Source organism: Legionella hackeliae, assembly GCF_000953655.1.
In the GTDB taxonomy this organism is placed as follows: domain Bacteria; phylum Pseudomonadota; class Gammaproteobacteria; order Legionellales; family Legionellaceae; genus Tatlockia; species Tatlockia hackeliae.
The window spans coordinates 1,642,990-1,669,705 of record NZ_LN681225.1; the positions used below are offsets into that span (position 1 = coordinate 1,642,990).

The window sequence follows — 26,716 nt, forward strand, 5'->3', positions numbered from 1 at the left end:
ATTAAGCATTCATAAATTCATGAGGTATTCCACTGTGAAAGCGGAATACCGTATCTTCTGAACAAATCAGTTTATTTTCAATTTGTAGCAAAAAATCTATTCGATTATCGATATCACCACCATAAAGCCTGGCAAGGCGCAAATAATCTTGAAAATGACGTGACTCTGATTTCACCAGGGAAGCATAGAACTTTTCTAACTGTGGATCATGCAATACTGAAAGTAGAGAATGAAAACGCTCGCAGGATCGCGCTTCGATAATCGCGCCAACGATTAACTGATCGCTTAACCGCTCCTTACAACCACCTTTAGTCACATACTTATGGATCTTTTGCGCGTAGTTGCAGGATTGCAATGGTCCGAAATCTATCTGGCGCTGTTTCATGAATTCGACCACTTTCTCAAAATGTAGTAATTCTTCCCGTGCTAGAGGTGACATGACTGCCACTAAGTCGGCATGTTCAGGGTATTTGCTCATAAAGTTTATTGCTGTTGCGGCTGCTTTTCGTTCACAGTGGGCATGATCAATTAAAAGAGTAGGTAAATTGTGAATGGCAGCTTCTAACCATTGCGCAGGGGTAGAAATGCGAAGAAAATCAATTAAAATTTGCAAATCACTAACAACTGGGCTTAGCATGATAATTTACACTATACTCATAAAATAGTGCGTTTATATCACAGACTGTTGTAAAAATCATATTGGACTAATAATGAGCGTAGAAAAAGTAGAAGTAGAAAATGAGCTATCACAATGGCTATCAACTTATGGTTTAGTTACAGTTGAACGGATCCTTGAACGTTATAAAATTCGTTTACAGCAAGAAGATTTAATCAGTGCAATAAAAAGCCCCAATACGTTTTATCATCAATTAATGCGAGTTCCGTTAAAAAATGTTTTAAATGGAATTATTTTGCAGCAAGCCCATGATTATCAGGTTTACGCACAGAAATTGTTCGTTGATTACTTGTTGTCAGGTGAGTCTAATAAAACCGAAGACTCTCCAGGTGGATATACTCGAGATGATCTTGAAAAAGAGCGTCAGGCATTAATAAAATTGGGTGAGGAGTTTCATGAGCATGAATTAACACACTCGCGTTTAATTGCAGACAGTCAGCGAAGTCTTATTAAAATGGTTGAGGAATGGCATAAGATTTTGCAACAAGTTGCAAAGAAAATTAAAACGGCTTTGCAATCACAGCAGATTGTCGTTAATGAAAATGCCATTTTGCAGTCCATTAATATCCTGTTAATTATGCAAGATTTTTCAAAAACTTCTGTTGCAAACACTCAAGCTGACGGTTGGAAACGAGTTGAGAAAATCATTCAACAACAACTTTCCAGTGACTCAAAGCAAGTGTTTATTGAACAAATTGGAACTTTACGAAACTTTATGTCTGAATCTGAGACTTCTCTGCAGGATTTTATCGATAAGATAGCCGCGATGACCGCTTCTTTGAGAGATTTTCGTACTAATTTTTATAATTTAATTCTCAAGACTAATGAATTAATTCGGCTACTTCCTGAATACCGTGTTGACCCGGTACAAACGGAAGAAAATCGCGAATCGCTTTATTTTGATACCGCAATTGGCGAACAAAGTTAATGATTCGTTCATATTGTAACGGGTTTAAATCACTAAAGTTAATTTAATTAGCCAGCCAACCCTCATATCGTGTATACTATGGCGCTTTTAATCTCAGTAATTTGGAGGCGTTATGGCAAAAGAATTAACTTTATCGATTATTAAACCTGATGCGGTTGTTAAATCAGTGATTGGACAAATCTATTCGCGTTTTGAAAATGCTGGATTGGATATTGTTGCGGCTAAAATGAAGCAATTGACACGTCAAGAAGCTGAAGGTTTTTATGCAGTACACAAAGCACGACCTTTCTTTAATGATTTGGTATCTTTTATGATTTCTGGCCCAGTGATGATTCAGGTTTTACATGGTGAAAATGCCATTGCTAAAAACCGTGAATTGATGGGTGCGACTAACCCTAAAGAAGCTGCTCCAGGTACAATCCGTGCTGATTTTGCTGATAGTATCGATGCAAATGCTGTTCATGGTTCAGACAGTGCAGAAACTGCTGCACAAGAAATTGCGTTTTTCTTTGAGCCTCATGAAATTTGCAAAAAATAATTTGTTGTAGAGGTAAAATGTGATGAGTCAGAAAATTAATCTATTGGATTTCAATTATCAGCAAATGCGCAGTTTTTTTAGCGATTTGGGGGAAAAGCCTTATCGTGCGCAACAAGTGATGCAATGGGTTCATCAGGCTGGTTTTCATGACTTTTCACAAATGAGCAATCTGGGCAAATCACTTCGAGAAAAACTTGCCCAGATGTCAGAAATTCGATTGCCTGAAATTGTAACTTGCCAAAAATCTAGCGATGGAACTCATAAATGGCTACTTAAGCTAGATTGTGGTAACTGCATCGAAACTGTTTTCATTCCTGAAAAAAACAGAGGGACATTATGTGTTTCCTCACAAGTTGGATGCGCATTAAATTGCAGTTTTTGTTCAACTGCAAAGCAAGGTTTTAACCGTAACCTAAGTACAGCAGAAATTATCGGGCAAGTATGGCTTGCTGCTAGAGAACTCTCTCAACAACACGGTGCGCATGATAAGCGAATTACTAATGTCGTCATGATGGGCATGGGAGAACCCTTGCTTAATTTTGACAACGTAGTCGCTGCCATGGATATTATGATGGATGATTTTGCCTACGGCCTTTCAAAACGTCGAGTTACCTTGAGCACTTCAGGTGTATTGCCCGATTTGCAACGACTACGTGAGGTAAGTCCAGTGGCCTTAGCCGTTTCATTGCATGCCCCAAATGATAAATTGCGTAATGAACTGGTACCAATCAATAAGAAATATCCCTTAGCTGAATTGATGGCTATATGTAAGTCTTACTTTAAAAACGAACCGAAGCGAAAGGTTACTTTTGAATATGTCATGTTAAAGGGTGTTAATGATCAGCCCGAGCATGCAGACCAGCTCATTAAGTTACTAAGAGACGTTCCCTCTAAAGTGAACCTCATTCCATTTAATCCTTTTCCATTAACACAATACGAACGTTCTTCACAGGCAGCAATTGATGCATTCCGTGATCGATTAGTTGCAAAAGGCATTAATACGATTACGCGAAAAACTCGCGGTGACGACATTGATGCCGCTTGCGGACAATTAGCAGGCGATGTAAAAGACCGGACAAGCCGCTCAGCTCGTTGGCAAAAATTGCATTTCGTGCCTTCAAACGAAACTGTCGATACAAAAAAAACTGAATAACACTGAAAAAGCACATAATTCTTTTTAAATTTCTATGTTCACGGTTATAATAGTCCATCTTTTTTGCGCTATGTGAAGAATGTGTTGAATTTATTGCGCGTTTTACCTTTTTTAATCGTGTTATTCTTGACGGCATGCCAGCACCAGGTCGCAGAGAAAGTAGTGGAAACTGCTTCCAATAAAGCCAAATCACAAGAGGCCGCAGCTTATAATGCGCAGTTAGGTATAGCTTATTTAAAACAGGGTGATATGCCTCGAGCAAAACGAAAATTATTAACTGCACTGGATTTAGCCCCAAATTCTGCGGATGTTAATGTTGCGATGGCCTATTTTCTGGAAAAAACGGGTGACATCAAAGACGCAAAAATTTATTATCAGAAAGCTTTATCGCTCGCACCGAAAAGTGGAGCACAGTTAAATAACTACGGCACTTTTTTATGTCGTCTCGGCCAATACCGTGAGGCCGAAAGCTATTTTCTCAAAGCAGTGAGTGACGTTCGCTATGTACATACCGCTGCTGCTTATGAAAATGCAGGACTCTGTGCTGAAGCTATCCCCGATTATGGGAAAGCTAAACAGTATTTTGAGAGGGCTCTAAAGCAAGATCCTAAGCGTAGTGAATCGCTGTATCAGTTAGTAACAATAGAGCTTAAACAAAAACATGCAAATAGAGCATTAATGTATTTGCAGAAATATGCGCAGCCCTCTGCTCATGATCCAGCTCTTCTTGCTTTAGCAGTCGATGTTGCGCATCAGGCAGGTAAGAAGAATATTGAATTAAGTTATAGAAATCGTTTACAGCAGTTAAGCAATTTTACGGACTATACCGGAGCAAATAATGAATACAACAACAGCAATGGATGAGGTTCATAAGGACAACCATGAGAAGCCAGGTGTGCAGTTGGCGCAAGTGCGAGAGAAGAAAGGCTATAGCCAGGAATATGTTGCTGGTAAATTGCATCTAAGAGTTAGAATTATTGAGTTATTGGAAGCAGACAATTACCAACAAATGCCTGAGCCTGTGTTTATTAAAGGATATCTACGCGCCTATGCAAAATTATTAGGTGTTCCTGCTGAACCGTTACTTGCTGCTTTTAATAGTATGCATACTTCTGAAAGGAAATTGGAAAAAGCGTTATGGCAAAGCAAACGTGAGTCTAATAAAGGTGAGCGTGTTGTTCGTTGGTTAACAGGATTAATTGCTATTACTGCTGTAGTTGCAGTAGGGATATGGTGGCAAAAGATTAGGGATACTCAGCAAATAGACACTGCAAAAAGTGCACAAAATGAAACTGTAGCAAAAAATAGTGACCCAGATATTCGATTAACTGATCTTTCTAAAATGCAATCGATGTTTTCATCAACAAGCAGTAGTGGTCAGCTAACACCATTGGAGAATCAAGGTGGCTGAAAAAATCCAGGCAGTAAGGGGCATGAATGATCTGTTGCCCCAGGAAACCCCTTTTTGGAGAGCATTAGAAGCAGTATTCATACAATGTATGAAGCAATATAGTTATCAGGAAATTCGTTTTCCGTTAGTAGAGAGTACTCAACTATTCAAACGATCAATTGGTGAAGTTACTGATATAGTTGAAAAGGAAATGTACACTTTTACTGATTTAAATGGAGATAGCCTGACACTAAGACCAGAAGGAACTGCAGGTTGTCTTCGTGCATGTCTCGAACATGGCTTATTGCATAACCAGCAGCAAAAACTTTGGTATATAGGTGCGATGTTTCGCCATGAAAAGCCACAAAAGGGTAGATACAGACAATTTCACCAGTTTGGTGTGGAAGCTTTAGGAATTAATGGTGTGGCAATCGAACTTGAGTTAATTGCCTTATGTCGTCGAATTTGGAACGCCTTGAATATTGAAAACCATGTGCAATTGCAAATCAATACACTTGGAGAGCTAAGCGAACGCCAAAATTATCGTAATAAGCTTATCGATTATTTTAAAACCCATTTTGATAAATTAGATGAAGATAGTAAACGTCGTTTGGATAGAAACCCGTTAAGAATTTTAGACAGTAAAAATCCAGAAATGCAGGCATTACTCAAAGACGCACCTCAGCTCATTGATTCTCTGGGAGAGGATAGTAAAAAGCGCTTTACAGATCTTTGCGAGGGTTTAAATAAATTAGGCATTTCATATACGATTAATCCTTTTTTAGTAAGGGGATTGGATTATTATGGCCATGTTGTTTTTGAGTGGGTTACTGATAAATTAGGCAGTCAGGCAACCGTTTGTGCGGGTGGACGTTACGATGTGCTTGTAGAACAATTAGGTGGTAACCCAACACCGGCTATAGGTTTTGCAATGGGTATTGAACGTTTGTTATTGTTGCTGGAAACATTAAATTTGTCTCTAAAAGCTGCCAAATCCCCCTCTTTGTTTATTATTGCAACTAATGATGAAGCCATGCAACAAGCTCTAGCAATTGCTGAAATGCTTAGAAATGTTAGTGCAGATTGGGAGGTTATTACTAATACAGCCGGTGGAGGATTCAAGAGCCAATTTAAAAAAGCAGATAAGAGTGGTGCCGAGTTTGCGCTAATTCTTGGAGAAGATGAAGCAAAATCTCATACAATAGGTATAAAAAACTTGCGTAAAGAAGCAGAACAAGTAACTATTCCACAACAGGAATTGGCCAAGTACATACAGAGCTCTCTGGAAAGGCAGTAGGAGATAGATATATGTCAGTATATATGACAGAAGATGAACAGTTAGAAGCTATAAAAAAATGGTGGCAGAAATACAACTCAGTGATTACGGTAGTACTCTCTATTGTGTTGCTTATTGTTGCGGGATATAAATATTGGTCATGGCATCAATATAAAGTAAGCATGCAAGCCTCAAGTGCCTATGAGCATATGATGGTTGCCTTTTCCAACCAGGATAATAAGAGCGTTCGTGCTTATGCAAATCAATTAATTAATGATTATGGACAAACCGTTTATGCAGATGCTGCACGTTTAACATTAGCCAAACTTTATGTTGGCTATGATAAATATGCTAAGGCTCGAGAAAATTTAGAATATGTAGCCAATCATTCAAAAATGCTGTCGCTAAAGCAGGTAGCAAAGATTCGTATCGCTCGTCTTTTTGCTGCTGAAAAAGCCTATGACAAAGCATTAGCAGAATTAACACAAGTGAATGATGAAACGTATATGCCTGTTGTTAATGAGTTAAGAGGTGATATTTATGCTGCTACTGGTAAATATCAGCAAGCACTTAATTCTTACAAGGAAGCGATTACAGCAGCACGCACCAATGGAATGGGGAATCTTTTTCTAGAAATGAAAACTAATGAACTAGCCGCTCTGACTCAATCTATGAGAAAAGAGGATGGTAATCTCCAAGCTGCTTAAGAGGTCAAATTGTATATGAATAAGAAACTATTAATTCTGGCTTTATCGATAGCTTTACCCGCCTGTAGTCATCTTGATAACTATATGCTTGGCAAAGACAATACACCGACGCCAACTGAATTGGAACCACTCAAACCGAAGGTTGCTCTACAGGAAAAATGGTCAGTTCCTGTTAGCTCGAAAGTATCTAACGCTAATCTCAAGCTTAAGCCAGCCATCGTAGGTAATGTTGTCTATACTGCTGATCCCAGCGGTTCGATAGAGGCTGTTGATAAGTCAAACGGTAAAACCCTCTGGACTAAAAAATTAGCGAATGGAATAGTAAGTGGTCCTAGCGTATCGGCGGGTTCAGTTGCTCTAGGTACTGATTCCTCCAGTATTGTATTGCTAAAACAAGTGGATGGTAGCGAATTATGGACAGCAAAAGTTTCTAGTGAAGTACTTTCCAAACCCATTATTACCAACAGCAAGATAATTGCAAAAACGATCGATGGTAATTTGTATGCTTTCGATGTCGTGACAGGAAAGCAGCTTTGGGTTTCCGAACATGGTGCTCCAAGCTTAATTTTAAAAGCCAGTTCGTCACCTGTCATTGTTGCTAATAAACTTATTTTAGTAGGCTATTCCGACGGTAAAATGGATGCTGTTGATTTGGACACAGGCCATTTAGTTTGGCAGCGCAGTATTGCTTACGCGAGTGGATCAAGTGATGTTGAGCGTCTAGTTGATATCGATGCAGATCCTATAGTTCGTGGGAATGTAGTTTATCTTGCCAGCTATCAAGGCTACGTCGGTGCCTTGTCCCTTGTTGATGGACAATTTTTATGGCGTAAACCCGCCTCTGTTTATAAAAACATGGCGATTGATGATACCACATTGTATATCACAGACAGTGACGATGTTGTTTGGGCTTTGAACAGACAAACAGGGCAAGTCAATTGGAAACAAGTGGCTTTAAAAGCTCGTGGTTTAACTGAGCCTGTTCTGATGGGTAATCGCTTAGTTGTCGGGGACAAAACAGGTCTCTTGCATGTGCTCGCAAAAAATAATGGTAATTTGCTTTCTCGTGCACAACTTGGTGGATCTATAACAACAGCCCCCTCAGTATCTAGTAATAATATCTATGTCATGACTAATAATGGCAAGCTAAATCGATTTTCTGTGAGTTAATTAATGATTCCTGTTATTGCCCTTGTTGGTCGACCAAATGTAGGAAAATCAACTTTATTCAATCGACTAACGCGTACTCAGGACGCGTTGGTCGCAGATTTCCCTGGACTCACTCGTGATAGACAGTATGGAGAAGCCCATTTCGAGGAGAAGCCATTTATTGTTATTGATACGGGTGGAGTAGGTGTCGATGATGTGGCCGTAGATGCCTTGATGTCAAAACAATCCACTGTTGCCTTGGAAGAGGCTGACTATGTTTTATTTTTGGTTGATGGACGTGCTGGGTTAACAGGGATAGATGAGAATATTGCTCAACAACTTCGAAAATCTAATAAGCATGTTTACCTTATTGTTAATAAGGTAGATGGCCTTCAAGAAGATGTAGCTTGTGCTGAGTTTCAATCATTGGGATTTGATGAAATACATCCTATCTCTGCAACCCATGGTCGGGGTATGCATACGTTGCTTAGTCAGTTAACAGCAACCTTTGAACCTGCCGTAGAAGAAGAAACAGATAATAAAGCGATCAAAATTGCCTTTGTGGGCCGCCCTAATGTAGGAAAATCCACATTAATTAATCGCATCCTGGGTGAAGAACGTGTTGTTGTTTATGACATGCCCGGCACGACTCGCGATAGTATCTCTATTCCTTTTACAAGAGATGAGAAGCCCTATGTGCTTATCGATACCGCAGGTGTCAGACGGCGTGCGCGCGTTGATGAAAAAATTGAAAAGTTTTCTGTCATCAAAACTCTGCAATCGATTAAGGAATCGCATGTTTGCATGATGCTTTTAGATGCAAAAGAAGGTTTGACTGAGCAAGATATGCATTTATTGGGTTTCGTTATTGAAACAGGTAAAGCCTTGGTCATTGCAGTGAATAAATGGGATGGCCTTACTGAGGAACACAAAGAGCATGTTCGTCAAGAGTTGTCTCGTCGTCTTCACTTTGTAAATTTTGCCAAAATGCGATTTATTTCTGCCTTGCACGGTACTGGAGTAGGCTTATTGTTCAAAGACATTGAGCAAGCCTACGGGTCGGCAATGCAGGCATTTTCTACCCCGAAACTGACTCGTTTATTGCAAGATTTTGTTAGTCAACATACTCCTCCTTTAGTACAAGGTCGTCGTATAAAATTGCGTTATGCACATGCCGGCGGACATAATCCACCCATTATTGTTATTCATGGTAACCAATTGGATTCATTGCCTGATAGCTACAAGCGATATCTTAATAATGCCTTTGTAAAGCAACTAGGTCTTATCGGTACACCACTGAAATTAGAGTTCAAAAGTGGAACTAATCCGTTTAAAGATAAGAAAAATAAATTGACAGAACGACAGATTCAACGAAAAAGACGATTAATGAAACACGTGAAGAAAAAATAGGATTATCTATAGTTCTCACGTGTTCTCTAAAATTTATAACTCTTCCATCGAAGATGTCCTCAAAGTTAATACATCACAGGGAGCATGATGAAGCATTGCATAAGCAGTACTACCAAGGAAAGCGGGGACAGCGCTAGGGGTATGGCTTCCTAGAATAATTAAACCACAACCCAGCGCCTTCACTTTTTCCAGGATATGTGTTTTAAGTGATCCTATTTCAATATGCTGTTGCTCTAGCGGAATATTTAAAGCATCGCCTAGTAGGCTCATCACAGTCTGTGCATCATCTTTAACTGGATTAGCAAGTTCAGCAAATCCAAGGCTTTGTGCTAACTGCAAACTTGTAGGTGGTTCAATCACATGTAACAAATGAAGCTTGGCATTAAAATTATGTGCAATTTGAGCTGCCTTTTTACAAATATCAAAATGTTGATCGCTCAAATCGGTTGCAAGCAAAATAGATGTGTACACGATTTCCTCGCTTAACGACAGTCCATTACGCTTAAGTGTAGTTGATTTTTTCTTGTTGAGGTAGCAAATAACTACTCTTCGATTCGGATTGATTTTCAATAAGATGCAGCAGCTTTTCGAAGGGTTCATTGGATATTGAGACCACACCTGAAAAAGGATAGCTTAACACTGTCACCGCTGTGACATAAAAGGCAAGAAAGATACAGAGAAAAATATGCATGATTGTATTAATGAGGGTATCTTTTATTAAAAAAATACTCATGGTTAAAATTGAAAACGCACCAATAAAAATCATCATATACCAAGCATTAGGAATAGCTAGATTTAGCAAGTTAATACGGTGATTGCGGTACTCAATTGCCTGGTTTAATGCTATTAAAGCTTGTTGGTAATAAAGTTGGGTAATACTATCTTTGGGTCTATAGCTAATTAAGTCACTGTAAAGTTTATCAATTGCTAATTGGGCTTTTAAATGTTCACGTCCATCTCTCATTGAGGACCATTCTTCGTTGTTAACAAGTGTAATATAATCAGTAAGATCTTTTTCTATTGTTGCAAAGACTTGCGGGGGAAAGTCTTTTGTACTCTCAGAAAGAACGTATAATTTAGTGGTTTCTTCAACGACAAGCTTTCGCGCATCTTGATAGTCATTCCAAAGCAGGTAAATAATAAAACCTAAAAAAATACTATAAAAACCACTAAGAATTCCCACCAAAAGGCTGCTTATTCTTTGCGAATCCCGTAGAGGTGGTAATCTTCTTTTTAAAGAAAAAATATACCAGCTAGTAGCCAAAAAAATGATTGCTACAATTAAGAAAACATAGGGAGGAAGAATATTATCCACTAATAGACGCATTCATCTCCTCAGCGAATAAATTTGTAACTATAATCAGTTTAGTTTACTTTTGATGCTCTGACTTGATGGTCAAACAATATTCATCTTTTTCAATGAGTTTAGTTAATTCTTTGCCATTCAGTGTGATTGGTTGGGATGCAATTTCAAGCAATGGAACAAAAACAAAATCTCTTAAGTGAATACGCGGATGAGGGAGGATTAGCGGTTTCGTTTTCTTTGTTAATGAACCGTATAAAAGAATATCTATATCTAGAGTTCTGCTTCCCCATTTAACCTTTCTTACTCGTCCCTGTTGTTTCTCTATCTTTTGACATTCAGCTAATAATTGTTGGGGAGTAAGAGTGGTTTGGAGCATGACAACGGTATTTACAAAATCAGGTTGGCTTTTTCTGCCCCAGGCTTTACTGCGATAAAGTGTTGCAACCTTCAATAAGGAGGTTGCAGGTAAGCGCCGCAGCGTTTCAATAGCTGTTCTGAGCTGACGTTCGGGTGAGCTTAAGTTACTGCCAAGACTTAAATAGCAGAGATTCATTGCGAAGAGGTCGTAGTCGTCGTTTTAGGTTTTCGCCGTTTACGGGGCTTTTGTGATGAAGATTGAGGTGTAAGAGCTTTTACCATCGCTAATTGAGCTTTTTCATCGGATTCTTGAAATGTTGTCCACCATTGTGCAAGTTCAATAGCCTCATCGCCAGCCAAGGCCCGTAAAGCCAAGAAATCATAAGCAGCTCGAAAACGCGGGTGTTGTAATAAATTAAAGGCTCGTCCGCCAAATCGTTTAGGAAAGCGGAATTGGAGTAGCCAAATTTCTCGCATGACTTGACTGAAACGTTTTGGAATAGTGACCACGCGATTTTGCTCCATAATGACTTGTGACATCGCTTTTTCTAGAGCTGGTAGCGGATCCATACCTTCTTTTTCTTGCAAATAAATAGTACGTGCTTTTAAAGGGAACCAGAGTAATACTGCAAAAAGAAATGCTGGTGTGATTGGCTTATTGTCGCGGATGCGTGAATCAGTATTCTCTAAAGCAATGCCAAGTAAGGCATTTACGGGGTACTCATCATTCGACAGCAGATTTGCTGTTTGCTCGAAAAGATGAGGGAACAAACCATGCTTTACCAATAAACGCTGAACCGTTTCACCCTCACCGCATTGATATAACTTAGTCATTTCATCAAATAAACGTGAGCCGGAAACATGTTTAATTAAATGACTCAGCGTTTGCAAGGGTGCTGCAGTGTCTTCTGCTAATTCAAAGTGCAATTTTGCACTAAAACGAACAGCTCGCAACATGCGTACAGGATCTTCCTGATAGCGCGTTACAGGATCACCGATGACACGCAATAAACGTTGCTGAACATCTGCTACACCACCTGTGAAGTCGACAATTGAAGAATCATCAATATTGTAATAGAGAGAGTTCACGGTGAAATCGCGGCGCCAGGCATCTTCATCAAGAGTGCCGTAGACATTATCACGAACCAACATTCCTCGTTCATTAGTTAACTGATTAGCCTCAACAGTTTCACATTCAGATTCACTCGCTCCACGAAAGGTAGCAACTTCAATAATGTCGCGATGGAAAATAATATGAACTAGTTTAAAACGTCGTCCGATAATTCGTGCATTACGAAACAGTTTTTTAATTTGATTTGGAGTTGCATTCGTAGCGATATCAAAATCTTTAGGTGCTTTACCTAGAAGTAAATCGCGAACGCTGCCACCTACTAAATAGGCTTGAAAACCAGCACTATTGAGACGATTCAAAACTTTAAGTGCATTAATACTAATGTCAGTTTTAGAAACATTGTGTTGAGTGCGCGGAATAATGTAGCTAGCATCCACAGGCTCATGCTGGGCTCTGGATTTACGTAACAGCTTTTTGATTAACTTAATTATTGTGGTCACCCTGAAAATAGCCTTCCTAACGCCGCATTATTATAGCTCAGATTTTAAAAAAAGTGAATCATTTACCTTTTGTTAATTCCAGTAGACAATATATCTTTCGAATTAAGTAAAAATAGTAAAATGGATATTTTAGATATTGTTTTAAGTCTCTCAGCCCTGACAATTCTAGAGATAGTCTTAGGAATAGACAATCTGGTTTTTTTATCAATTTTAACGGAAAAACTTCCCAAAGAGCAACGAAGGAAGGCTCGCAGGTGGGGGTTGGCATTTGCATGGATAACCCGGTTAATACTTTTGGCTTCGGCGGTATGGCTTGCAAAATTAACGACGCCCTTGTTTAGTATAGGGGAATTTCATTTATCAGGTCGTGATTTATTTCTCCTCGGAGGTGGGCTTTTCTTAATTGCTAAAGCCACTCAAGAAATTCATTATGAAGTGGGTGAAAGTCCTATTGAAGATTTAACCAAACCACATGGAAATAAAGCGATCACGTTCAAAGGGGTTGTAATTCAAGTAGCCCTAATGGACATTATCTTCTCCTTAGACAGTGTCCTTACTGCGGTTGGTTTAACAAGTCATTTCTGGGTAATGGCAGCAGCGATTACCTGCGCTATTCTGGTTATGGTTTATGCAAGTGAGCCTGTTAGTCGATTTATCGATAAGCATCCCACCATTAAAATGCTGGCATTAAGCTTTTTAATTCTGATTGGTATGGTTTTGGTTGCAGATAGTTTTTCTTTCCATATCCCGCGAGGCTATATTTATTTTGCGATGGGCTTTTCTTTAGGGGTAGAGGCGCTTAATTTGTTGAGACGTTCCCGTCAACATAAGCGTAAACACTAGGTTGGTATATGTTAACAATAAAAGCTTTTCATATTATTGCTATGGTGGCCTGGTTTGCAGGTCTTTTTTATCTACCACGTCTTTTTGTTTATCATGCTCAAACGAGTGATAGAATTAGCCTTGAGCGCTTTAAAATAATGGAGAGACGGCTGTATTATGGGATTACCTGGCCTGCAGGAATAGTTACAACTGTTTTAGGTTTGGCTCTGCTTTTGTATAACCCTTCCTATTATTTAAAGGCTGGATGGATGCATGCCAAACTCGGATTGGTCGTTGTACTGTGGATTTATCATCTTGCTTGCGGACATTTCAGACAACAATTTGTAAAAGGAAAAAATACAAAAACTGCAACTTTCTATCGAATATTTAATGAGTTACCTACTTTATTCCTGATAGTTATCGTTTTGTTGGTTGTTGTTAAGCCCTTCTAATTAATCACTCTGGGAGTGACTAATTAGTCGATTTCAACCATTTCAAAGTCTTCTTTTCCAGCGCCACAGTCAGGACAAAACCAATTTTCAGGCACATCTTCCCAACGTGTACCCGGCTCAATTCCATCTTCAGGCCAGCCTTCAGCTTCATCATATATAAAACCGCAAATAACACAGATAAAACGTTTATACTCTTGCATACTTTTTTACTCAAAATTTAAAGGGGCTAATTTAGCGATTGCGCCTCTTAATGTAAAGCTGCTCTTGTCATAATTTTTGTCATTGTCATCAAAAAACTGTAGAATACTGGCTATTTAAGGACGATGGAGTAGTCATGACTTATTCTCAACAATTGTTTGAAGAAGCGCAGACAGTAATTCCTGGTGGCGTTAATTCACCTGTACGCGCATTTAAAGGAGTTGGTGGTGAGCCAATCTTCTTTAAACAGGGCAAAGGAGCTTATTTAATCGATGCTGATAATAAATCGTACATTGATTATGTGGGTTCCTGGGGACCATTAATTCTCGGCCACTGCCACCCTCACGTAGTTCAAGCTGTCAGTGACGTTTTGCATAGTGGAATGAGTTTTGGTGCACCGACCGAGCTTGAAGTAAGGCTTGCGCAAAAAATAACCAATATTATGCCTGCCATTGAAAAAGTTCGAATGGTTAATTCGGGTACTGAGGCGACGATGACCGCTATACGACTAGCGCGAGGGTTCACTGGGAAAAATAAAATTATCAAATTTAACGGTTGTTATCATGGCCACAATGATAGTCTCCTTGTTAAAGCCGGTTCAGGTTTATTAACGTTAGGTATTCCATCTACACCAGGTATCCCTGCAAGCATTACAGAACATACCTTAACTGCAGATTTTAATAGCCTTGAACAGACAGCAGCCTTATTTGCTAAATATCCAAATGATATTGCAGCAATTATTTTAGAGCCTGTGGCTGGAAATATGGGATTTGTACAGCCCCAACCTGGGTTTCTCCAAGGTTTACGTGATTTGTGTGATGCCCACAGCGCATTATTAATTTTTGATGAAGTGATGACTGGATTCCGAGTAGCCTTAGGGGGGGCTCAGGCCTTATTTAATATAACCCCTGATCTTACCACATTGGGTAAAGTCATCGGAGGAGGCATGCCAGTTGGCGCTGTTGGTGGGAAAGCCGATATCATGAGTCATCTGGCTCCTGAAGGACCTGTTTATCAAGCCGGAACGTTATCGGGTAATCCCTTAGCCATGGCTGCGGGTTTGGCAACGCTAACAGAAATAGAAAAACCCGGTTTTTATGAAAAACTCAGTGAGACTACTGCTGCTATGGTCAAAGGCCTGGCTGAAGTTGTTGAGTCTTTCAAGATTCCTTTTTGCTATGCGTCTTTGGGGGGTATGTTCGGCTTTTGCTTTAATTCTAAAAAGCAAGTTGCGGATTATCATGACGTTGCATCCTCTGATGAGCCATTATTCAAACAATTCTTCCATGGTATGTTGAATAAAGGGGTTTATTTTGCGCCTTCAATGTATGAAGCAGGTTTTGTATCAAGCGCTCACAAACAAGAAGAAATTCGTTTAACAATGGAAGCTGCAGAATCAGTTTTGGCAACCATTATGAAGGTTCATGCCTAATGAAAGAAATAAAAAAATATCACGTCTATGGAATAGGGAATGCTTTACTGGATAGAGATGCAAAGGTGGATGAGGCACTCCTTAGTGCCCTAAATATTGAAAAAGGAGTGATGACTTTAACAGATGAAGCAACTCACCAACGTTTACTAACCGCTCTGACCGGAACATTTTGCCATAGTGGTTGCGGTGGATCAGCAGCAAATAGCATGATTGCTCTAAGTCAGTTTGGTGGTCGAGGATTTTATAGCTGCAAAGTCGCTGATGATGAAGAAGGTCACCTGTTCCTTAAGGAGTTATCCGCCTTAGGCATCGATTGCAATTTAAATTCACAAAACTTGTCACCAGGTATCACAGGGCAGTGCCTTGTTCTAGTCACTGATGATGCACAGCGTACAATGAATACCCATTTGGGGATTTCAGAAAGTTTATGCACTGAAGTACTGAATTTAGATGCGATAGCCGCAGCAGACTATCTTTATCTCGAAGGTTACTTAGTCACTTCCCCAACAGCTCGTAACGCACTGTTGGTGGCTAAACGCCATGCTAAAACTTCCGGGACCAAAGTCGCATTAACTTTATCTGATGCCAATATTGTTCGCTATTTTAAGAATGATTTATTGAGTGTTATCGATGGGCATGTTGATCTCCTATTTTGTAATCAAGAAGAAGCCTTATTGTTTACAGACACAAATGACTTGGAGGCGGCAATTGCTTTGTTGCAACCTTTAACAAGACATTTAATCGTAACTTGCGGTAGTCTTGGTGCCATCGTTGCTGTAGATGGTGAGATACTCTCTGTCCCCACAATGCCTATGGACGCCGTAGATAGCGTTGGAGCAGGGGATATGTTCGCAGGGGCTTATCTCTATGCAATCACACATGGATATGCTCCGCAATTAGCAACAGTACTAGCCAATAGAGCAGCGGCAGAAGTTGTAGGGCAATATGGTGCACGGTTAAAAGAAGAGCAGGTTTTAGCTATAAAAGAAGAATTTATTGCCAATCACTATGGTATAACCCCTGTTCATTCTTTCCATAGCCATCGCGATGAAATAGAAGCTATGGTTTAAACTTTTTAAGCTGGTTGCCGCATAGCGACAGCCAACTTATCCAACTACAGTAAGTTAATGACAATACTCTCAACTTTTTGAGCAATTAACGCTTCTTCATCGCCACGGATTACCAATATCGGTTTACCAGCATTTGAAATATCCAGACAGTTGGTTTCACTCCTTTCCTTATTGGCGGCGAGATTGATGTCAAAGCCTAAATGTTTCAGTGGGAGTAAAATCTTTTCACGAATCAATGTCGCATTCTCGCCCACGCCACCAGTAAAGATTAGAGCATCCAGCCTTGCTATTTGACTGTTATAAGCGCCTATTATCTTTTGCAATGAATAAACATACATCTCTATAGCAAGATTGGCAGCTTTATCTCCTGTCAAGGCGCGCTCAATTAGACGACGCATGTCATTTTCATTAGCAACACCCTTTAATCCACTTTGCTTATTGAGTAGAGTATCCACCTGTTCCGTACTCATACCCTGGTACTGTAGGTAGAGTGGTATTGCAGGGTCGATATCCCCACAGCGTGTTCCCATGATTAAACCTGCAAGAGGAGTCATTCCCATGGTTGTATCAAACGATTGACCTTGTTTAATTAAACAAGCACTTGCTCCATTGCCTAAATGAAGACTTATAAAATTACATTTTTCCAAGGGCTTTCCAAGATAAGCCGCTGCAGTTCTGGCGACATATTCATGATTGATACCATGAAAACCATAGCGCTTTATTTTATACTTTTCAGCAACCTCTGTATTAATGGCATATTGATGAATATGAGGTGGCAGGCTGTGGTGGAAACCACTGTCAAACACTGCAATATGTAACGCATGACGAAAATGCTGTTGGGCAAATTGAATCCCCAATGCGTTCACTGGGTTATGAATAGGAGCGAGTTGGGATAATTGACGTATTTTTTCCAAGACTTCCGGTGTCACAATTGTTGGTAGAAAGTATTCATCTCCTCCATGAACAACACGATGACCAACCCCTTGAATTGGATACTTTTCCAAATCTATTTTAAGTTTGGCTGCCAATGCACTAAACGCTTCTTCATGATTTGGAAATGTTGAAGATTGAGAATCCTTGATTCCTTTATTGTTTGTATGATGCCATTGACCTGTAACCTCCCCAATTCCTTCAATTAATCCAGAGACTAAGGGTAAAATTTGCTGATTATTAACCTTTAAAGCTTTGTATTTGATGGAAGAACTACCCGCATTAATTGTTAGTACATTCATTTTTTATCCCCTTGTGCCTGGATAGCTGTCACGAGAATTGTATTAATAATATCCTGCGGGGTACACCCTCTGCTGAGATCATTAACAGGCTTGTTTAACCCTAAAAGAACTGGGCCTATCGCCAGTGCTCCACTCTCTCTCTGTACAGCTTTATAAGTATTATTACCGGTATTGAGATCAGGAAAGATGAGCACATTAGCATCACCTTGTAACTTTGAATTAGGCAATTTCTTTGCTGCAACTCCAGGGTCTACCGCCGCATCGTATTGTATAGGGCCTTCAACTAGCAAATCAGGTTCTAATTGCCTCACAATTTCCAGAGCCTTGGCTACTTTTTCAACGCTTTCACCTTTCCCTGAATCCCCTGAAGAATAGGATAATAATGCTACCTTGGGAGCGATCCCTAATTTTTTAGTAATTAAGGCGGCTTGAGTGGCAATCTCAGCTAATGTTTGACTGTCTGGCTCAGGATTGATTGCGCAGTCTCCATAGATAAGTACGCGAGATGGCAGGCACATAATAAAAATGGAGGAAACCTTATTAATTCCTGGCTTTGTTTTAATAATTTCTAAAGCAGGACGTACTGTGTCTGCTGTCGTATGAGCAGCACCGGAAACCATACCATCAGCATCGCCACAGAAAACCATCATTGCAGCAAAATAATTAATATCACTCATGCGTTCTAAAGCAATAGGAAGATTTACATTTTTATGTTGCCTTAATTCAAAGTACTTTTTTGCATAAATCTCTCGAAAAGAAGATTTTTCAATATCAATAATATTGACATTGGGCAAATCTAAATCTAATCGTTTGGCGAGCAGTTGGATTTTTTCGGGCTTTCCTAACAGAGTAATTTTAACAATGTTGCGTTTTAATAAGTAATCGGCAGCAACTAATATACGCGAATCATCTCCTTCTGGAAGAACAATGTGTTGCTTTAATTGTTTTGCTTTATTACTCAACTCATACAAGAACACAGCTGGGCTTAATCTCGGTTGTTGTGATTTATCGCTAAGCAATTTCAGCACGGATTTTGTTAGATAAGGTCTCATTGATTCAATGGCTTTACTAACCTTTGCAGGGTTTGCTGCTGTTAAACTAAATTTTGCTGAGAATAAAGACGTGGCAGTTTCATAGGTTTTAAGGCGAGTTAAAAGCACAGGGAATGGATGCTCAAGTCCTGCGAGGATTTCACGAATAATAGGCCCTGGCATTTCCCCGCCTGTTAAAATGATCCCTGCAATTTTGGGATAATAGGCTGATTGATCGGCTAAAAGGGATCCCATAAGAATATCAATGCGATCATCCGGTGTAATAATTAACATGCCGTTTCTATCAAGCCGGGACTCAAGAAAATTACCGATAGTTTTTGCTGCTATAGTAAATTGTCTCACTGGACGATGTAATTCATCTTCTCCGCAAATAATCTCTGCTCGTAATTTAGTAGCGATATCACGAACAGACGGGTTGGCTAATGGTTCAAACTCAGGAACAATCGCAATAAAGGCAAGAGATGGTAGTTGCTTCTGAAATAATTCAAGAGCCTCAGTCTCTTGTATACTTGCGACTCGATTAATAATGACCCCAACAACACGAGCATGATTTTTTCTACTAATCTCCAGAGCATTGTTTAGTAATGAGAGGGTGTGGTCTAGTGTTCTATCTTTAGCCGAAACCACTAATACCACATCACAATTTAACTGATAAGCCAGCATCAAATTAAATTGATACTCAAATACGTCATTGTCACTGCCAAAATCGGTTCCTTCATAATAAGTAACAGTACTGGTATCAGCAGTTTGAGTTGCTTCAAGCACCGTTGAAACGAGATCAGCAGGCTGGGTGCGCATGAGTGATATGGCTTGATTAACATCCATAAGTGGTGTCAATGATTCATTCGCGATAGTCTCAAGTAGCGGTACTTGTGATGCATCTGATTCAGAAAAAAGCTTAAAACACTTCAACGATGCTTGTTGTTCTTTGAGCAACGATAAAAATCCCAAAGAGATAAAAGACTTTCCTGGCCGCTTTTCAATCCCTGTTAAGTATATTTTTTTGTGCATATTAACCCCAATATAGCAAGCACGCCTTGACAGTTTCTACGGTTGATTTACTCATTTTAGCCTGAATTTAAATTAACTTTTTAAACAAGTTAAAATTTGAACATTTTCGCTTTGTAAAAAAAAAAGTCAATAACTGCTTCAATATATTATTTTCTTAGAAACTGTATGTTTTGTTTTGAAGTAGAATTTTGAAAATAGCCTCTGAATAAGCCGGTGTGCGTGGGATAACTCTCAAAGTGTAAATTCTGAGCTATCCCTTTAGTTAGTTTGGCTACTTAGGGGGTTGTATTGTCATCAAATGTATTGGTTTTGTTCATAGGGTTAATGGAAGTATCTTCTTCTGCTTTGGATTTAAAAAAGACAATTCCTGTATCTTGCAGGCGATTCAAAAGACGATTTAAATCCCTCTGCAGAATAGATGGGACTCCTTTGAGTAAGGGCAACCATCGTTTATCGGCCAATGAAAAGACTTTATTGGGGCCCAAACCGTCACGAACCATCTGATAAATTAAATTTTCAAGATAACGCGCACCTAAAGCATCACAAGTTGTGTTCTTGATTAACTCACTAATCCTGGCAGAACAACTGGAAAGAGCAGAGGCTATCCGTTCTCTTTTTTCTTCGTTTGTAATTTTGGCTGTTATTAGGCTTTGAGCATCTGTGATATTAAAGAAGCTGTATTCCACTCCTAATTCATTTTTATATCCCTTTCTGTCATCATAATAAGAAGCTCTCTTTTCACCGCGAACAAAAAAACCAGCGTTTCGACATAACTCTGCTACAGCAGGTTCAGCCGTGAATAATTCTACTTTTTTTACGCGATTTTCATGCAAAATATCTGTAAGAATTTTTTGCAAGGCTTGGGTAGCTTCTGATTGATGGTCTGGCATATGAAGTTGAATTGACATAAAGGCAATGTGTTGAATCACTGAATTGTCGGGTTCAACGTCAAGAGTTAATAGTGGGGATTCTTTAAAATAGGCGATATATTGATTACTTACCCGTTTAACAGTAATTGCGCTGTTATCGGTAGACTGTAACGAAGGAATAATTTCCTCATAGCTTAAGCTTGGTAATTTAGATGCGATTTTGGCTAACTCATCATCCAAAAAACGATAAATATAACGTTCAATAAGATAAAAATTACCCTTATCATTATGTCGTTGCAGCCAGTCAGGGAACACGGCTTCTTCAGAAAACTCTTTATCTGCTATATGAAAAGCCGCTAGATTTCCACCACTTTGAGTCAGTTGTATTCGTTTAATGCCAGCCAAGCGAACAATTTTTTCAAATTCTTGGTAAAAGAATTTTGCATAGCCTTTACCTTGATAATCCTTGTCAATGCCCATTGAACAATATTCTGCGATATGCCGATTTTCATTTTTCCCAAATTTAATTCGTCTTACCCCAACAATTTTTTCTTCATCATTAATTTTGTCAATAAGCACATAGATATCGCTTGTTCTTGTCATATGCGCATAATGAGCCCTAAACTCTTCTTGAGTTTGTTTAGTGAAGGACATCCATTGGATAACGTGTTCTTGCATCCATATTTTCCATATGGCTTCATAATCATTGGGTTCAGCTTTACGAATATGCGGGAACGGCATACAGCTCTCATTAGGGTGCAGTGGTTGTTAATTATATCAAAAGAAATAATATTGTTCAATCTGATGCATATTTTGACCTCTTATTTCTTGTCTAATTTCGATTCTCTAAAAGAGGCTGGGATTAATGAATAGAACGGCGTGAGAATGAATAATAAGACAATACCATAAAAAATTACCTCTTGGCCTGAGCCAATAATAGCAAATAAAACGTAAATGCAAGCTAAAACAAAAATAACTACCATCTTAATAAAATCACCCTTATTAAATTGTCGAAAGGACAATATGGCTGCAACGGTAGTGTACAGATAGGGGACTAAAATACATAAGTTAGACAAAGTGACCAACAAGGTAAACTGGGAAGTAAGTAGCTTTGAATAGTTCATACCCAATAGAATTGTCATAATTAGCGATGAAATAATAATTGACCAATAGGGTGTGTGAAATCGTGATAATTTTGCAAGAAAACCAGGCAATAGACCATCCCTTGCTGTAGCCATGGCTGTCTGACTGGTAATAAATAAAAAACCAATGATTGTGCATAAACAGGCAATAATAGCAGCTAAAGCAAATATTTGGTTGGTTAAATGACCAAAAATCACTTGACCTGCTGCAGCAAAAGGGGCGGGGTTATTTGCTAAAAATTTCGAAGAAAACATCCCCATAATTGCTACTGTGCTTAATAGGTAAATAAGCGCAGTAATAATAGTTCCTAAAACGGTAGCCCGATAAATAGTTTTCTCTGGGTTTTTAACACTTTCTGCCGGAATCGTAGCTGACTCCAATCCTGCAAAAGCAAAAAAGGTTAACATCACAACATTAGCTAATGCAGTAATATTGGATTGTCCTGAGATATTAAAGTCAGAAAGATTAGCAATTTGCACATGAAATAGCCCTACAATTGAAACAAGCACAATGGGAACTAACTTAATAATTGTGGTTGTCACCTGAACAATCTTAACCTCCTTTATGCCAATAACATTGAGTAAAGCAATACCCCAGATAATTATGCTACCAACAAAGAAAGCTAAAGGATGATTAGTATTTATTGCAGGCCAAAAAATAGTTAAATAGGCTAGCAGAGCAACAACCGTGGCTGCATCACCAATGATATTACCCAATAAATAGGCCACACTGACTTGATAGCCAGCAAAATCACCTAGTTGATGACGGCAATAGGCATAAAGCCCCCCAACTAAAGGAAGTCGCTGACTTAACTTACCAAAAATGATGGCTAATAAAATAGAGCCTAACGCAGTAATAACCCAACCTAACAGGCTGATACTCCCAAAAGATGCAAGAGATGAGGGCAAAAGAAAAATGCCGGATCCAACCATGTTTCCAATAACAAGTGAGGTGCTTGCAGGTAATCCCAATATTCGTCGTTGTTCCATCTTATTCACTAAATTTATTTCAATTAACGTAGTTGTACAACTAAGTTTGCTTTTACTCAAGATTTATTAACCGTAATTTTTATGTCATTTTGAGAGAGGCTAAGAAGAAATATCCACAGAATAAAAAGTCATAAACTTACACCCGCAAATGAAATAAATTTATACATAATAGCGCTGAAAATTTTTGTTGAAAATGTAAAGAAAATGCATGCAGTGTAAAGAAAATGAAGGTTTTTGTAAGAAGATTATTTATTCTGGAAATTTCTCTAAATTGACCGTAGACAGCTAAAAAATTGCATGTCATAGTCGAAGAACCTCAGCTAACAAAGGATGGCATCTAATGTCTAGAGTTGATAGCAAAAATGCAGTTTGGAGTGATTTGCCGCAGGGTACTGTCGCATTATTCTTCATTCAGATTTTTTCTACCCTAAGCTTTAGTGTGCTCTATTCCACGTTAGTGTTATACATGACAAAAAAGCTAGAACTACCAGCATCGTCCGCCAATAGCATTACCGGAATTTTCGTTGCTGCTAATTTTGCTCTACACCTTTTAGGTGGGTATTGCGGCGGAAGATTTTTGTCAAACCGTGCTCTTTTTTGCTTTGGCATGCTCGCACAAATTATAGGTTGTATTTTGTTAGCATCAGAAAGCGAAATGTATCTTTATTGTGCGCTCGGTTTTTTTCTAACAGGTAGTGGTCTTAATGTAACTTGCATTAATTGCATGTTAACACAGCGATTCGAGCCCAAAGATCATCGTCGTGAAACAGCGTTTTTGTGGAATTATGCCGGTATGAATATTGGCTTTTTAGTGGGTTTTACTTTAAGCGGCTATTTTCAATTATCGCAAAACTATCAACGTCTATTTTTACTGAGTAGTTTAGGTAATTTAATTGCCATTTTTATCTGTCTATATTTTTGGCATGTTCTTGATGATCAAAAAACTATTTATAGTCGTCTTACAAAAGAAGATAAAAAACGGGCAATATTAGGTGGCATAGCTATTGTGGCCGCTCTACCGTTTTTGCTAAGTCAGTTTATTCATTTTGCTGATTGGGCAAATAAGCTGATTTTGGTGACAGGTGCCATAATGTTGGCCGTAGCGATAATTCTCGCAGCACAACAACAATCGGGTGATGCTCGAGAAAAGATGCTCGCTTTTGCAATACTTATGGTAGTCAGCACTGTATTTTGGGTTCTTTATCAAATAGGACCAATGGGATTAACGCATTTTATTGAAAATAATGTACAGCGCCATTGGGAGGGTATTACCATTGCACCACAATGGTTCCAAAATGTTAATACACTTTGTATCGTTTTTGGCGGCCCTTTACTGAGCTTCATTCTGAATCGCATGCGCTCACGGGGCATACAGGTTAATATACCCACACAATTTGCTCTCGCTCTATTGCTAATCGGTTTGGCATTTGCACTACTTCCCGCGGGAATTGCTAGAGCTAGTTCCGATGGAATGGTTGCTCCAGGATGGATTGTATTAAGTTATATTTTGCAAAGTGCAGGGGAGTTACTGATTTCGCCCATTGGCTATGCCATGGTTGGTGCGTTAGTACCCAATTCCTTGCAAGGCATCATGATGGGGATGTGGATGCTGGCAACTGGTGTCGGAGCTACTTTGTCAAGCTACAGCTCGAATTGGATGACTTCAGGCCAAGAAACCAGCTTGCCTTTAGCAACAAATAGCGGCTATAGTGACGTCTTTCTAAATCTTGGATTATTTGCCATCGCTGCCTCTTTATTACTATTTTTGCTAGTCCCTAAACTTAAGCACTGGATTAATGACAAGAACAGTAATGTGACTAATGAGGCTGCTTCAGTAATGGCGTAATGAGTGTGAAGTGAGCAGTCCTTTTGTACCTATTGAAACGGCAGAGTTGACTTGGCGTAATGGTTTACCCGTTTCTGCTAAATTTGATGATATCTATTTTTCAACCGAAGGTGGTCTGCAAGAAACCGAACATGTTTTTATTGTAGGCAATCGATTAATTGAGCGTTGGCAATTATTAGAAAAAGAAACATTTGTTATTGCTGAAACAGGTTTTGGCAGTGGCTTAAATTTTCTTTTAACCTGGTCTTTATGGTTAAAATATGCCCCCAAAGATGCCCGTTTATTTTTTATTAGCTGTGAAAAATTTCCTTTAAAAAAAGAAGACCTGGCTAGATGTCTAGCACTATGGCCACAACTAAAAACACAAGCTGATGCGTTACTTGCAGATTATCCAATTCTAACCCCCGGATTTCATCATTTAAGTTTTGAAAATGGTCGAATCAATTTAACCCTAATGCTTGGTGATGTGTTTGCTTGTTACAGCGAACTCCTCGTATGTGGTGATCAAAAACTAGAAGCCCAATTAAGAACGCACTATGTTGATGCCTGGTTTCTAGATGGATTTTCTCCTGCAAAAAATAGCGCAATGTGGTCTGAAAATTTATTCCATTGCATCAGCTTGCTGTCTACAGCAGGGACAACATTGGCAACATTTTCTGCAGCAAGTTTGGTAAAAAATAATCTACAAAACGCAGGTTTTGAGGTTAGAAAGAGCAAAGGGTTTGGTCGCAAACGAGAGATGACAATTGCTAATTATGTCAGAATGCCCGAACATAATTATCATCGCTTGCGCACGACCCCATGGCATGTAGGCTCGCCCAACAAGGTTGGCAAAAAGCAAGCTATTGTTTTAGGCGCAGGACTAGCCGGTTGCTATACGGCCTATGCATTAAGTAAACGTAATTGGGAGGTCGTTTTACTTGATGCTGGCAATGAAGTCGGTTGCGGAGCGTCAGGCAATAAACAAGCAGTTCTATATCCAAAATTATCATCGTACCAATCCCCCTTAACATTATTTATGTTAATGGCGTTTTTATTTGCCTCGCGAGAATACAGCAAGCTTTTGCAAGAGCACGATTTGGGTGAGTTAGCAGGAATATTACAACTCGCCTTTAATGAAAAGGAATGTTTAACTCAGGGAAGTTTGGACAAATGGCTCTCAGTTTATCCCGAATTGGGTTTATTGGTTGATTGTCAACAAGCCTCAAATTTGGCTGGAATTGAGCTAAGCACAAATGGTTTATTTATTCCGCAGTCCGGCTGGTTAAACTCTAAAGCACTATGTCAACTATTGGCAAAAGCACCAGGCATCCAATTTATCCCCAATACGATGATTAACGAAATATATGCAGAAGAGGGGATGTGGCATGCGGATAATTATTCGGCTGAGATTTTAGTAATCACTAGTGGCTACCAGGCAGCCCAATTTCCTTATACGAGTTACCTACCACTCAAACCCATCCGTGGGCAGATGACTGACATAGAGAGTAACCCACATACGAAAGAATTAAAAATACCTCTATGTGGTGATGGACATGTTTTGCCGACTCAAAATAATACACATTCAGTGGGTGCTACTTATCATTTGGGTATAACTAACCCAAATTGTAGTGCAGCTGATGATGAAACTAATTTATTACGTCTGAAAAAAATTACTCCACAATTAGTTTGGTCTAATCGCTTAAAAAATAGTTGGTGCGGGATTAGAGGAGCAACAACGGATTATTTACCCGTAGTGGGCCCAGTACCTAACGAAGTGGAGTTTAACCAACAGTTTGCAACCTTAAAGACAAATGCCAAACGCTGGCTACCGTTTCCTGGCCCTTATTACTCTGGTTTATACCTTTGTGCAGGCTTTGGTTCTCGAGGTTTGACAACCATACCTCTCGCCGCCGAGTGGTTAGCGTCACTAATTAATAATGATCCATTCTTTCTTCCAAAGTCACTCGTTCAAGCCCTATCTCCAGCTCGTTTCTTGCGGAAAAAAATTATTAGGGCATAGCTACAGAGCCCACAAAAAGGACAAATACAATTCTTTTGTGAAACAGTAAATTTGTGCATGAAGTATGCTTACAAAAAAAGTAAAAATCGTCATCTATACTTTTTCTTGTCGTATGAATTTAATAAAGGGAATTAAT

At 39.1% G+C, this 26,716-nt stretch carries 25 protein-coding genes; 15 read left to right on the forward strand and 10 right to left on the reverse strand.

Features of this window, described 5'->3' with window-relative positions:
- Nucleotide 1: 1 nt before the first annotated feature.
- Nucleotides 2-637 (reverse strand): tRNA-(ms[2]io[6]A)-hydroxylase, encoded by a 636-nt coding sequence (gene miaE, locus LHA_RS07375; RefSeq protein WP_045105969.1) that lies wholly within the window; start codon nucleotides 635-637, stop codon nucleotides 2-4.
- 73 nt (nucleotides 638-710) lie between these two features.
- Here miaE and LHA_RS07380 point away from each other — a divergent pair, with 73 nt between their 5' ends.
- From LHA_RS07380 to der, 9 genes are all read left to right on the forward strand, one after another.
- Nucleotides 711-1,604: a hypothetical protein gene (locus LHA_RS07380; RefSeq protein ID WP_045105970.1), complete on the forward strand. Its 894-nt coding sequence runs from the start codon at nucleotides 711-713 to the stop codon at nucleotides 1,602-1,604.
- Between the two features lie 112 nt (nucleotides 1,605-1,716).
- Nucleotides 1,717-2,142, forward strand: coding sequence for a nucleoside-diphosphate kinase (gene ndk, locus LHA_RS07385; protein ID WP_045105971.1), 426 nt, complete (start codon nucleotides 1,717-1,719; stop codon nucleotides 2,140-2,142).
- 22 nt (nucleotides 2,143-2,164) lie between these two features.
- Complete coding sequence (rlmN, locus tag LHA_RS07390) at nucleotides 2,165-3,295, forward strand: 23S rRNA (adenine(2503)-C(2))-methyltransferase RlmN (RefSeq protein WP_045105972.1); 1,131 nt, start codon at nucleotides 2,165-2,167, stop codon at nucleotides 3,293-3,295.
- Nucleotides 3,296-3,376: 81 nt separating this feature from the next.
- Nucleotides 3,377-4,159 (forward strand): type IV pilus biogenesis/stability protein PilW, encoded by a 783-nt coding sequence (gene pilW, locus LHA_RS07395; RefSeq protein WP_045105973.1) that lies wholly within the window; start codon nucleotides 3,377-3,379, stop codon nucleotides 4,157-4,159.
- Complete coding sequence (locus LHA_RS07400) at nucleotides 4,134-4,706, forward strand: helix-turn-helix domain-containing protein (RefSeq protein ID WP_045105974.1); 573 nt, start codon at nucleotides 4,134-4,136, stop codon at nucleotides 4,704-4,706. The genes pilW and LHA_RS07400 overlap by 26 nt, the downstream gene beginning before the upstream one ends.
- Entirely contained in the window at nucleotides 4,699-5,982 is a 1,284-nt protein-coding gene (gene hisS, locus LHA_RS07405; RefSeq protein WP_045105975.1) for a histidine--tRNA ligase, read from the forward strand. Before LHA_RS07400 ends, hisS begins: the two co-directional genes overlap by 8 nt.
- A gap of 11 nt (nucleotides 5,983-5,993) precedes the next feature.
- Nucleotides 5,994-6,668, forward strand: coding sequence for a YfgM family protein (locus tag LHA_RS07410; RefSeq protein WP_045105976.1), 675 nt, complete (start codon nucleotides 5,994-5,996; stop codon nucleotides 6,666-6,668).
- A gap of 15 nt (nucleotides 6,669-6,683) precedes the next feature.
- Complete coding sequence (bamB, locus tag LHA_RS07415; protein WP_045105977.1) at nucleotides 6,684-7,838, forward strand: outer membrane protein assembly factor BamB; 1,155 nt, start codon at nucleotides 6,684-6,686, stop codon at nucleotides 7,836-7,838.
- Between the two features lie 3 nt (nucleotides 7,839-7,841).
- Entirely contained in the window at nucleotides 7,842-9,227 is a 1,386-nt protein-coding gene (gene der, locus LHA_RS07420) for a ribosome biogenesis GTPase Der (RefSeq protein ID WP_045105978.1), read from the forward strand.
- 33 nt (nucleotides 9,228-9,260) lie between these two features.
- Here the strand turns inward: der and LHA_RS07425 are convergent, their stop codons facing one another.
- Genes LHA_RS07425 through pcnB form a run of 4 tightly spaced genes read right to left on the reverse strand, consistent with a single transcriptional unit; the run spans nucleotide 9,261 to nucleotide 12,432 of the window.
- Nucleotides 9,261-9,698: a universal stress protein gene (locus LHA_RS07425; RefSeq protein WP_045105979.1), complete on the reverse strand. Its 438-nt coding sequence runs from the start codon at nucleotides 9,696-9,698 to the stop codon at nucleotides 9,261-9,263.
- 31 nt (nucleotides 9,699-9,729) lie between these two features.
- Nucleotides 9,730-10,554: a bestrophin-like domain gene (locus LHA_RS07430; RefSeq protein WP_045105980.1), complete on the reverse strand. Its 825-nt coding sequence runs from the start codon at nucleotides 10,552-10,554 to the stop codon at nucleotides 9,730-9,732.
- Nucleotides 10,555-10,597: 43 nt separating this feature from the next.
- A complete protein-coding gene (folK, locus tag LHA_RS07435) occupies nucleotides 10,598-11,086 on the reverse strand; it encodes a 2-amino-4-hydroxy-6-hydroxymethyldihydropteridine diphosphokinase (RefSeq protein ID WP_045105981.1) in 489 nt (162 codons plus the stop codon).
- Nucleotides 11,083-12,432 (reverse strand): polynucleotide adenylyltransferase PcnB, encoded by a 1,350-nt coding sequence (gene pcnB / locus LHA_RS07440; RefSeq protein ID WP_045107461.1) that lies wholly within the window; start codon nucleotides 12,430-12,432, stop codon nucleotides 11,083-11,085. Before pcnB ends, folK begins: the two co-directional genes overlap by 4 nt.
- Before the next feature lie 150 nt (nucleotides 12,433-12,582).
- Here pcnB and LHA_RS07445 point away from each other — a divergent pair, with 150 nt between their 5' ends.
- Together LHA_RS07445 and hemJ are read left to right on the forward strand one after the other, a co-directional pair.
- The gene (locus tag LHA_RS07445) at nucleotides 12,583-13,305 is read left to right on the forward strand and encodes a TerC family protein (RefSeq protein ID WP_045107462.1); all 723 of its coding nucleotides are present in this window, start codon (nucleotides 12,583-12,585) and stop codon (nucleotides 13,303-13,305) included.
- An 8-nt stretch (nucleotides 13,306-13,313) separates the two neighbouring features.
- Nucleotides 13,314-13,736 carry a protoporphyrinogen oxidase HemJ gene (gene hemJ, locus LHA_RS07450; protein ID WP_045105982.1) on the forward strand — a complete coding sequence of 141 codons (423 nt, stop codon included), beginning with the start codon at nucleotides 13,314-13,316 and terminating at the stop codon, nucleotides 13,734-13,736.
- A gap of 23 nt (nucleotides 13,737-13,759) precedes the next feature.
- Here hemJ and LHA_RS07455 read toward each other — a convergent pair whose 3' ends face one another.
- Nucleotides 13,760-13,936 (reverse strand): rubredoxin, encoded by a 177-nt coding sequence (locus tag LHA_RS07455; protein ID WP_045105983.1) that lies wholly within the window; start codon nucleotides 13,934-13,936, stop codon nucleotides 13,760-13,762.
- Nucleotides 13,937-14,070: 134 nt separating this feature from the next.
- Here LHA_RS07455 and hemL point away from each other — a divergent pair, with 134 nt between their 5' ends.
- Both hemL and LHA_RS07465 read left to right on the forward strand, forming a co-directional pair.
- A complete protein-coding gene (gene hemL / locus LHA_RS07460) occupies nucleotides 14,071-15,366 on the forward strand; it encodes a glutamate-1-semialdehyde 2,1-aminomutase (protein ID WP_045105984.1) in 1,296 nt (431 codons plus the stop codon).
- Nucleotides 15,366-16,436 carry an adenosine kinase gene (locus LHA_RS07465; protein ID WP_065238329.1) on the forward strand — a complete coding sequence of 357 codons (1,071 nt, stop codon included), beginning with the start codon at nucleotides 15,366-15,368 and terminating at the stop codon, nucleotides 16,434-16,436. Before hemL ends, LHA_RS07465 begins: the two co-directional genes overlap by 1 nt.
- 44 nt (nucleotides 16,437-16,480) lie before the next feature.
- On the opposite strand, the gene LHA_RS07470 is transcribed toward LHA_RS07465, so the two are convergent.
- The 4 genes from LHA_RS07470 to LHA_RS07485 form a co-directional block, all read right to left on the reverse strand.
- On the reverse strand, nucleotides 16,481-17,668 hold the full coding sequence (locus LHA_RS07470) for an acetate/propionate family kinase (protein ID WP_045105985.1): 1,188 nt from the start codon (nucleotides 17,666-17,668) through the stop codon (nucleotides 16,481-16,483).
- Nucleotides 17,665-19,731: a phosphate acetyltransferase gene (gene pta, locus LHA_RS07475; protein WP_045105986.1), complete on the reverse strand. Its 2,067-nt coding sequence runs from the start codon at nucleotides 19,729-19,731 to the stop codon at nucleotides 17,665-17,667. The genes LHA_RS07470 and pta overlap by 4 nt, the downstream gene beginning before the upstream one ends.
- Nucleotides 19,732-20,006: 275 nt before the next feature.
- The gene (locus LHA_RS07480) at nucleotides 20,007-21,341 is read right to left on the reverse strand and encodes a GNAT family N-acetyltransferase (RefSeq protein WP_045105987.1); all 1,335 of its coding nucleotides are present in this window, start codon (nucleotides 21,339-21,341) and stop codon (nucleotides 20,007-20,009) included.
- An 80-nt stretch (nucleotides 21,342-21,421) separates the two neighbouring features.
- A complete protein-coding gene (locus tag LHA_RS07485; protein ID WP_045105988.1) occupies nucleotides 21,422-22,732 on the reverse strand; it encodes an amino acid permease in 1,311 nt (436 codons plus the stop codon).
- Nucleotides 22,733-23,072: 340 nt separating this feature from the next.
- Between LHA_RS07485 and LHA_RS07490 the strand changes: the two genes are divergently transcribed.
- A complete protein-coding gene (locus tag LHA_RS07490) occupies nucleotides 23,073-24,578 on the forward strand; it encodes a peptide MFS transporter (RefSeq protein ID WP_045105989.1) in 1,506 nt (501 codons plus the stop codon).
- A gap of 10 nt (nucleotides 24,579-24,588) precedes the next feature.
- On the forward strand, nucleotides 24,589-26,580 hold the full coding sequence (gene mnmC, locus LHA_RS07495; RefSeq protein WP_045105990.1) for a bifunctional tRNA (5-methylaminomethyl-2-thiouridine)(34)-methyltransferase MnmD/FAD-dependent 5-carboxymethylaminomethyl-2-thiouridine(34) oxidoreductase MnmC: 1,992 nt from the start codon (nucleotides 24,589-24,591) through the stop codon (nucleotides 26,578-26,580).
- Nucleotides 26,581-26,716 lie beyond the last annotated feature (136 nt).